At 72.0% G+C, this 7,968-nt stretch carries 7 protein-coding genes and 1 pseudogene; 3 read left to right on the forward strand and 5 right to left on the reverse strand.

Annotated features, from left to right (window positions below; translation table 11 throughout):
• Positions 1 to 613: 613 nt before the first annotated feature.
• Positions 614 to 1,789, forward strand: coding sequence for a tetratricopeptide repeat protein (locus ACIRQH_RS36185; RefSeq protein WP_404229267.1), 1,176 nt, complete (start codon positions 614 to 616; stop codon positions 1,787 to 1,789).
• A gap of 115 nt (positions 1,790 to 1,904) precedes the next feature.
• Positions 1,905 to 2,618, forward strand: coding sequence for a hypothetical protein (locus ACIRQH_RS36190; RefSeq protein ID WP_404229270.1), 714 nt, complete (start codon positions 1,905 to 1,907; stop codon positions 2,616 to 2,618).
• 22 nt (positions 2,619 to 2,640) lie between these two features.
• On the opposite strand, the gene ACIRQH_RS36195 is transcribed toward ACIRQH_RS36190, so the two are convergent.
• The 3 genes from ACIRQH_RS36195 to ACIRQH_RS36205 all read right to left on the reverse strand — a co-directional run bounded on the left by ACIRQH_RS36195 (position 2,641) and on the right by ACIRQH_RS36205 (position 5,317).
• Positions 2,641 to 3,105, reverse strand: coding sequence for a VOC family protein (locus tag ACIRQH_RS36195; RefSeq protein WP_358821533.1), 465 nt, complete (start codon positions 3,103 to 3,105; stop codon positions 2,641 to 2,643).
• A gap of 167 nt (positions 3,106 to 3,272) precedes the next feature.
• Positions 3,273 to 4,241 (reverse strand): EamA family transporter RarD, encoded by a 969-nt coding sequence (gene rarD, locus ACIRQH_RS36200; protein WP_358821532.1) that lies wholly within the window; start codon positions 4,239 to 4,241, stop codon positions 3,273 to 3,275.
• A 221-nt stretch (positions 4,242 to 4,462) separates the two neighbouring features.
• Positions 4,463 to 5,317 (reverse strand): SDR family oxidoreductase, encoded by an 855-nt coding sequence (locus ACIRQH_RS36205; RefSeq protein ID WP_358821531.1) that lies wholly within the window; start codon positions 5,315 to 5,317, stop codon positions 4,463 to 4,465.
• A 91-nt stretch (positions 5,318 to 5,408) separates the two neighbouring features.
• Here ACIRQH_RS36205 and ACIRQH_RS36210 point away from each other — a divergent pair, with 91 nt between their 5' ends.
• Positions 5,409 to 5,822 carry a helix-turn-helix domain-containing protein gene (locus ACIRQH_RS36210; RefSeq protein ID WP_358821530.1) on the forward strand — a complete coding sequence of 138 codons (414 nt, stop codon included), beginning with the start codon at positions 5,409 to 5,411 and terminating at the stop codon, positions 5,820 to 5,822.
• A gap of 132 nt (positions 5,823 to 5,954) precedes the next feature.
• On the opposite strand, the gene ACIRQH_RS36215 is transcribed toward ACIRQH_RS36210, so the two are convergent.
• Positions 5,955 to 7,034, reverse strand: a complete 1,080-nt coding sequence (locus tag ACIRQH_RS36215) for a 2-oxoacid:ferredoxin oxidoreductase subunit beta (RefSeq protein ID WP_404229274.1) — start codon at positions 7,032 to 7,034, stop codon at positions 5,955 to 5,957.
• Positions 7,027 to 7,968 (reverse strand): annotated as a pseudogene (locus ACIRQH_RS36220) (2-oxoglutarate ferredoxin oxidoreductase subunit alpha); the annotation flags it as partial. The pseudogene ACIRQH_RS36220 and the gene ACIRQH_RS36215, both read right to left, overlap by 8 nt.

The raw sequence follows: 7,968 nt of genomic DNA on the forward strand, positions 1-7,968 counted from the left end.
GGGTCCGACCTGCCCTGGGACGAGCCTGTGACGTCGTGGTGACCTGGGAAGCAGGTGGGAGCGGGGAGACTCGGCTGTGGGCGTGGCCGACCTGGCCGTGGGGCGGCAGGAGCGGATCGTGGGACGGCGTGAGCCGCTCGACCGGTCCGCACGCCGACCCCACGGCCAGGTGAGGAACGGCCGCCCGTGGATCCCGAACCCCGGCCGGGACCGACGTGTGGAGGGAGGCGAGGATGAGGACCACGCGCACGGGAGCGACCGGGTGGCGTAGCAGAGGTGTGCGTACGAGCCGCCGAAGGGGTACGAGCACAGGGACCACCGTCACCGCTGCGACCCCGTACGGCCGCGGCCCGCACCCGTTCCACCGGCCCGCCCGCGCGGCGGAGACGTCACCGCCCTGTTCCTCGTCCCCCCACCCGATCCCGTCCTCGCCCCCGACCACCCCTTCGTGAGGGAACCGATGTCTCGACTCAGCCGCGATCAGCAGCGAGAACCTCAGCGGCAGTACCCGGCGGCCGGTGCCGGGGGGCAGCCGGCCACCGGAGAGACCCCGATCGAGGTGCGCGTACCGGCGACGCCCGCCGCCTCCCCGTCCAGGGACGGTGCCCTAGCCGTGGCGACGGCCGACGGAAGGCCGATCACGGCCCAGCCGGGGGAGCCGGTCCAGGCCGCCATCCTCAGGCACCTCCACCGCCTCGCGCTGGCGGTCGGCCACCCCGTCCTCGCCAGCGTGCACGACGAACGCATCGGCTTCGTCGTACCGCTCCAGGTGTCCGTCGACGGCTCCAGCCGTTATACGGGGGAGCCGGTACGGACGCCGGCGCACCCGGAGGGGACGCCACCGGCCCCACAGGCGGCACCCGCGCCACCTCCTGCACCCGCATCCGCATCCGCACCCGCACCGGTACCCGTGAGGGCGTCCGAGCCCGCCGAGCCGGCCCAGCCCGCCGAAACGGTGAAGCCCGTGACCTCCGCCCCGTCCACAGTGGTCCTGCGCAAGATGCGGCCGCAGCCGCACTTCGAGTCCGAGCCCGCGTCCGAGCCCGAGTACCTGTCCTTGCCGGGCGGCGGGGTGACCCAGGTGCTGCGGTCGGCGCCGGAACCGGTGCCCGCTCCGCTGGGCCGGTTCGGACCGGCACCGGTGATGGACCCCGTCGTCGAGCCGCCGTCCGCCCCCGCGCCGAAGCCGTCGGCCCCCGCCATGGAGGCCCTGTCCCTGCTCGCTCCCGAGCGGGAACCCGAGCCGAAGCCCGCTCCCGTGCGCGGCTTCGACGCCGTGGCCGAGGCGGTCCTCGCGCCGAACCCGGACGATTCGGAGCCGGGGCAGGGCGGCACCACGGCGTTCTACTCGGAGCCCGTCGCGCGGATCAACGAGGCCGTGAGGATGGGCCGTATCGACGACGCCGCGGGCACGGCGGAACGCACGGTCGCGGCGGCCGCACAGGCGCTCGGCGAAGAGCACCCCGAGGTGCTGAAGCTGCGCGAACTGACCGCCTACATCGCCTACTTGGCGGGTGACGCGCTGAGGGCCTTCCACCTTTCGCTCGACCTGGCGCGGGTGCGGCGACGCCTGCGGGACGCGGAGGGCGCGTACGGCAACGTGCAGAGCGCGGCCACCGCGTGGCGGGCCGTGCGCGACCCGCTCCAGGGCCTGCACCTCGGGCGGGACCTGATCGGCGTCTGGACCGAACTCGCCGCCGACGGCGGCCCGGCGGCCGACGACATCGGGCAGCTGGAGTCGGCCCGCACCCGCATGGGCCGCCTCACCGAACGCGCCCGCACCCTGTGAACGACGCTCCCTGACCGACCCTCCCCGCTCCCGCGCGAGTGACGACGGCGCATCGGGGGGAGGGAAGGGGGAGGAAGCAGACCCACGGGCACCGGTGACGGAAGGGGATCAGCCGATGGGGAGGCGATCGGGAAAGCGGAGAGTGCCCGGCGGCCGACGAGCCGAGGACGTCGAGGAGTCCGCCGGCCAGGCCAGGAGCAGACCCGCACTCCCGGCACAGCAGCCCGGCAACGCCCCTTCCAGGAGCGACGCCGCGCCCCCTTCCGTCGCTGTCCCCGTTCCCGTACTCGATCGCGCCCGGGTCACCGCCGCGTACAGCCGCTCACCGGTGTCCCACCGCGCCCCCACCGGGACGGCCCCGCGCCCCCGCGTGGAGATGAGCGTCAACGAACTCACCGGCACGATGAGTTGGCGCACGGTCCAGCCGCCGGAGTCCGATGCCTCGGCCCGTCCGGGCGACTGGAACGCACGGAACCGTACGGCGGCGCCCGGCTCCCGCATGCCGAACTCCGAGGGGGCCGCGCCCATCCCGACGAATCCGGCGGACGTACGCGCCGCCGTGAACGTCTCCGTGGCGTCGCTCCCCCCGGAGCAGCTGCGGCGTCACCTCGCGGTGGTCGCGGCACTCCGCTCCCACGTCGCGGCCGATCTGGCGGTCGGCGGGAAGCTGCCGCCGGCGGTGGCGGCGCATCTGCGCACCGGGCCGGCCCCGGCCGCCGCGCACGCTCTCAACGAGGAGCGCGTCGAGACGATCAGGGAACTGACCCGCAGGCCGCCCGCCGCCCGACGGACAGCCACCCCGGCACCGACACGCGCCCACCACCGCTGAGGGCCGAGCCCCCGCGGGCCGGTCAGTGCACGCAGAACTCGTTCCCCTCGGGGTCCGCCATCACCACCCAGGCGCCGGACGGTTCCTTCACGTCCCGCAGGATGTTCGCCCCCAGGGCGCCCAGCCGCTCGACCTCGTCGTCACGGCGCCCCTCACCGGGGTGCAGGTCGAGGTGGAGACGGTTCTTGCCGGTCTTGGGTTCGGGGACCCGCTGGAAGAGGATCCGCCGCCCGAGACCGGTGCCGCGCTCGGTGTCGTAGGGGTCGTCGGGATGCCGTACGGCGATCAGGTCCCGGAAGGCCGGGCGGCCGTGGAAGTCGAGGGTGGCCTCGGCCGGCAGGGCGCCCAGACCGAGCAACTGCTCGATGAGGGCGCTGTTGTCCTCGACCGTGTATCCGAGCGCGGCGGACCAGAAGTCGGCCTGCGCGTGCGGGTCGGCGGCGTCGATGACGAGCTTCCAGTGGACGGGTACGGGAGTCGGCGTCATGCCTCCACTTATACGCACCCTTCATGCCCCCCGCGCGTGAAGCAGGGATTCGCCCCGCCGCCCCTGTCCGATCCGAAGCCGGGGCTCCGCCCCGCCGCCGCTCCGCGAACGCCGCAAGGGCTGGGCCGGATTCTCCCGCCCGGAGAACCCCGACGGCCGGCGCAGCGCTACGCGCGCTCCCGCACGACAGGGGCCGCCACCTCGGTGGAGCCCCCCGCACGGGCGGACTCCCGCAGCGCCAGCGCACCCCGCCGGGCCGTCCGCAACGCGTCGAACGTCAGCAGCGACAGGGCGACCCAGACGAGCGCGAACCCCGCCCACCGCTCGGCGGGCATGGCCTCGTGGAAGTAGAAGATGCCGAGGAGGAACTGGAAGACGGGCGCCAGGTACTGGAGCAGGCCGAGCGTGGACAGCGGCACGCGGATCGCGGCGGCGCCGAAGCAGACGAGGGGGATCGCGGTGACCACGCCGGTCGCCGCGAGCAGCGCGGAATGCCCCGCCCCCTCCGTGCCGAACGTCGCGTCACCCCGTGACCCCAGCCACAGCAGGTACGCCACCGCCGGCAGGAACTGGATCGCGGTCTCGGCGGCGAGCGACTCGATGCCGCCGAGGTTGACCTTCTTCTTCGCGAGACCGTACGTGGCGAAGGAGAAGGCGAGGCAGAGGGAGATCCACGGCGGCCTGCCGTACCCGATGGTCAGGACGACGACGGCGGCGAGCCCGACCCCGACGGCGGCCCACTGCACCGGCCGCAGCCGTTCCTTGAGGAGCAGCACGCCCATCGCGATGGTGACGAGGGGGTTGATGAAGTACCCGAGCGAGGCCTCGACCACGTGCCCGGAGTTCACCGCCCAGATGTAGACACCCCAGTTGACGGTGATGACCGCGGAGGCGACGGTGACGAGACCCAGCTTGCGTGGCTGGCGCAACAGCTCGCCCGCCCAGGCCCACCGGCGCATGACGAGCAGCACGGCGCCGACGACCACCAGTGACCACGCCATCCGGTGGGCGAGGATCTCGGTCGCCCCGGCCGGCTTGAGCAGCGGCCAGAAGAGGGGGACGAGCCCCCACATGCCATAGGCGGCGAAGCCGTTCAGCAGACCTATGTGCTGCTCGCCCCTCGGCTTCCTGGCCACCGGCAACTCCTTCTCGCGCGCTCCCGGACGCCCACCGCGCCCCCACCGCCCGCCAGGTCCCGAGCCGTCGGAACCCTGCGTGCGGCCTCCAAGAAGGTAGCGCCGCACGCCTGCGCCTGTCATGCCCGTATCGCTATACGGTCATGACAGGCGCAGGCGTGACCTCGGCACCCCGGGTCCGAGGTGGGCGGGCCGCGGAATCGGCCCTTCGGCCGGCGGGGTCAGCCCTTCAGCCCGGCGGCGACGGCCTCCGCGATCGGGGTGGTCGGACGCCCGGTCAGCCGGGACAGATCGCCGCTGGTGGCGGTCAGCTCGCCCTTCTCGATGGAGGCCTCGACGCCCGTGAGGATCCCGGCGAGAGCCTCGGGCAGCCCGGCGCCGGTCAGGATGCCGGCGAAGGCCTCGGGCGAGACGGGGCTGTAGACGATCTCCTTGCCGGTCTGCCGGCTCAGCTCGGCGGCGTACTCGACGAATCCCCACGCCTCGTCGCCGCTCAGCTCGTACGTCGCGTTCTCGTGGCCCTCGCCGGTCAGCACCGCGACCGCGGCGGCGGCGTAGTCGGCGCGCGAGGCGGAGGCGATCCGGCCGTCACCGGCGGCCTGCACGACGGCGTTGTGCTCCAGCACCGGAGCGAGGTTCTCGGTGTAGTTCTCGTGGTACCAGCCGTTGCGCAGCAGCGTGTAGGGCACTCCGGAGGCGAGGAGGACCTCCTCGGTGGCGCGGTGGTCGTCGGCGAGGGCGGCCGTGAGGCCACCGGGGGCGCTCGTGTAGGCGAGCAGGGCGACACCGGCCGTCTTGGCCGCGTCGATGACGACCTGGTGCTGCCCGACACGGCCCTTGTCGAACTCGTTGCCCGAGATCAGCAGCACCTTGTCGCCGGCCGAGAACAGGCCGTCGAAGGTGGCGGGCGCGTTGTAGTCGGCGACCGCGAGCCGGACGCCCCGGGCCGCGAGGTCGGCGGCCCTGGCCTCGTCACGTACGACGGCGGTGATCTGCTCGGCCGGGACCTTCTCCAGCAGCTGCTCGACGACGTGACGGCCGAGGTGTCCGGTGGCTCCGGTGACGACAATGCTCATGACGTGCATCTCCTTGTGGGGTGCGGATGTCACTCACCATAAGAGCTGCACTAACTGTTGGAAAGTACCCACCTTGAAGTAAGGTACTGGCATGGCCGTAAGTAGCAAGGCAGCGGACGGGTACGACGCCGGTGAGGCGATGTGCCCCTACCGCCTGGTCCTGGAACATGTCACCAGCCGCTGGGGCGTCCTCGTCCTGATCGAGCTGCTGGAGCGCCCGTACCGGTTCAGCGAGCTGCGCAGGGCGGTGGGCCGGGTCGGCAGGCCGGTCAGCGAGAAGATGCTGACCCAGACACTGCAGACCCTGGAGCGGGACGGGCTGGTCCACCGTGACGCGAAGCCGGTGATTCCGCCGCGCGTCGACTACTCGATCACCGAGCTGGGCCGCGAGGCCGCGGAGCAGGTGCGGGGACTCGCGATGTGGACCAAGAAGCGCATGGCGGACGTCGAGCAGTCCCGCGCCGCGTACGACGAGAGCCGGGCGCTCAGGAGCCGCGCCTCCTAGGGGCGTCGGGTACGGCGGAGCACCGGGTACGACGAGACCCGGGCCCTGGAGGCCCGGGTCAACGGCGAACGGCGCCGCGGCACCGAACGGCACGGCCGGAGGAACCGGCTGTGCCGCGGTCCGGCCGGGGCCTCAGCCCACGACCGTCCAGGTGTCGCCGCCGGCCAGCAGTGCGGCGAGGTCTCCCTTGCCGTTCTGCTCGATGGCCGCGTCCAGCTGGTCCGCCATCTGCGTGTCGTAGACCGGCCGTTCGACCGAGCGGAGCACACCGATGGGGGTGTGGTGCAGGGTGTCGGGGTCGGCGAGGCGCGACAGCGCGAACGCGGTGGTGGGGCTGGGGGAGTGGGCGTCGTGGACGAGGATCTGCGACCGGTTGTCGTCCGTGACGGCCACGACCCTCAGGTCTCCGGTGGCGGGGTCGCGGATGACGCCCTTGGAGTGGTCGGTGCCGAAGGTGATGGGCCGGCCGTGTTCGAGGCGGATGACGGCTTCCTCGGCCTGCTGCTTGTCCTTGAGGACCTCGAAGGCGCCGTCGTTGAAGATGTTGCAGTTCTGGTAGATCTCCACCAGCGCGGTGCCCGGGTGGGCGGCGGCCTGGCGCAGTACCTCGGTGAGGTGCTTGCGGTCGGAGTCGACCGTGCGGGCCACGAACGAGGCCTCCGCGCCGATCGCCAGCGACACCGGGTTGAACGGCGCGTCCAGCGAGCCCATCGGTGTCGACTTGGTGATCTTCCCGACCTCGGAGGTCGGCGAGTACTGGCCCTTGGTCAGGCCGTAGATCCGGTTGTTGAACAGCAGGATCTTCAGGTTCACGTTGCGGCGCAGCGCGTGGATGAGGTGGTTGCCGCCGATGGAGAGCGCGTCGCCGTCCCCGGTGACGACCCACACGCTCAAGTCCCGCCTCGATGAGGCCAGTCCGGTGGCGATCGCCGGCGCACGGCCGTGGATCGAGTGCATCCCGTAGGTGTTCATGTAGTACGGGAAACGCGAGGAACAGCCGATCCCGGAGACGAAGACGATGTTCTCCTTCGCCAGACCCAGCTCCGGCATGAACCCCTGCACCGCGGCCAGGACCGCGTAGTCACCACAGCCCGGGCACCAGCGCACCTCCTGATCGGACTTGAAGTCCTTCATGGACTGTCTGGCCTCGGCCTTGGGGACGAGTGAAAGCGCCTCGATCGTGCCCGTGCCTTCCGTGGACGTCTCAGCCATCGATGGCCTCCTTGAGAGCCGTGGCGAGCTGCTCAGCCTTGAACGGCATGCCGTTGACCTGGTTGTAGGAGCGGGCGTCCACCAGGTACTTGGCACGGATCAGGGTGGCGAGCTGTCCCAGGTTCATCTCCGGGATCACCACCTTGTCGTAACGCCCCAGCACCTCGCCGAGGTTGCGCGGGAAGGGGTTGAGGTGACGCAGGTGGGCCTGCGCGATGGGAACGCCCGCGGCACGCAGTCGGCGCACGGCCGCGGTGATGGGCCCATAGGTGGAACCCCAGCCCAGGACCAGGGTGTCGGCGGCCTCGTCGGTGCCCGCGGTGGGGTCGTCGACGTCGAGGTCGGGGACGTCGATGCCGTCGATCTTCGCCTGGCGGGTGCGGACCATGAACTCGTGGTTGGCGGGGTCGTAGGAGATGTTCCCGCTGCCGTCCTGCTTCTCGATCCCGCCGATCCGGTGCTCGAGTCCCGGAGTTCCGGGCACGGCCCAGGGACGGGCGAGGGTCTGCGGGTCACGCTTGTACGGCCAGAACACCTCGGTGCCGTCGTCCAGGGTGTGGTTCGGGCCCTGGGCGAACTGGACGCGCAGGTCCGGGAGTTCGTCCACCTCGGGGACCCGCCAGGGTTCGCTGCCGTTGGCGAGGTAGCCGTCCGACAGGAGCAGTACGGGCGTCCGGTACGCCAGGGCGATCCGCGCCGCTTCCATCGCGGCGTCGAAGCAGTCGGCAGACGTCATGGGCGCGACCACCGGCACCGGGGCTTCGCCGTTGCGGCCGTACATCGCCTGCAGCAGGTCGGCCTGCTCCGTCTTGGTCGGCAGACCCGTGGACGGTCCGCCGCGCTGGATGTCGATGACCAGCAGCGGCAGTTCGAGACTCACCGCGAGCCCGATCGTCTCCGACTTCAACGCCACACCCGGCCCCGACGTCGTCGT

This window comes from Streptomyces sp. NPDC102279, assembly GCF_044766365.1.
GTDB lineage: Bacteria > Actinomycetota > Actinomycetes > Streptomycetales > Streptomycetaceae > Streptomyces.

Coding starts and splice junctions, on each gene's coding strand:
- ACIRQH_RS36190 (WP_404229270.1), top strand. CDS start 1,905: ATGGGGAGGCGATCGGGAAAGCGGAGAGTGCCCGGCGGCCGACGAGCC.
- ACIRQH_RS36195 (WP_358821533.1), bottom strand. CDS start 3,105: ATGACGCCGACTCCCGTACCCGTCCACTGGAAGCTCGTCATCGACGCC.
- ACIRQH_RS36205 (WP_358821531.1), bottom strand. CDS start 5,317: ATGAGCATTGTCGTCACCGGAGCCACCGGACACCTCGGCCGTCACGTC.
- ACIRQH_RS36210 (WP_358821530.1), top strand. CDS start 5,409: ATGGCCGTAAGTAGCAAGGCAGCGGACGGGTACGACGCCGGTGAGGCG.
- ACIRQH_RS36215 (WP_404229274.1), bottom strand. CDS start 7,034: ATGGCTGAGACGTCCACGGAAGGCACGGGCACGATCGAGGCGCTTTCA.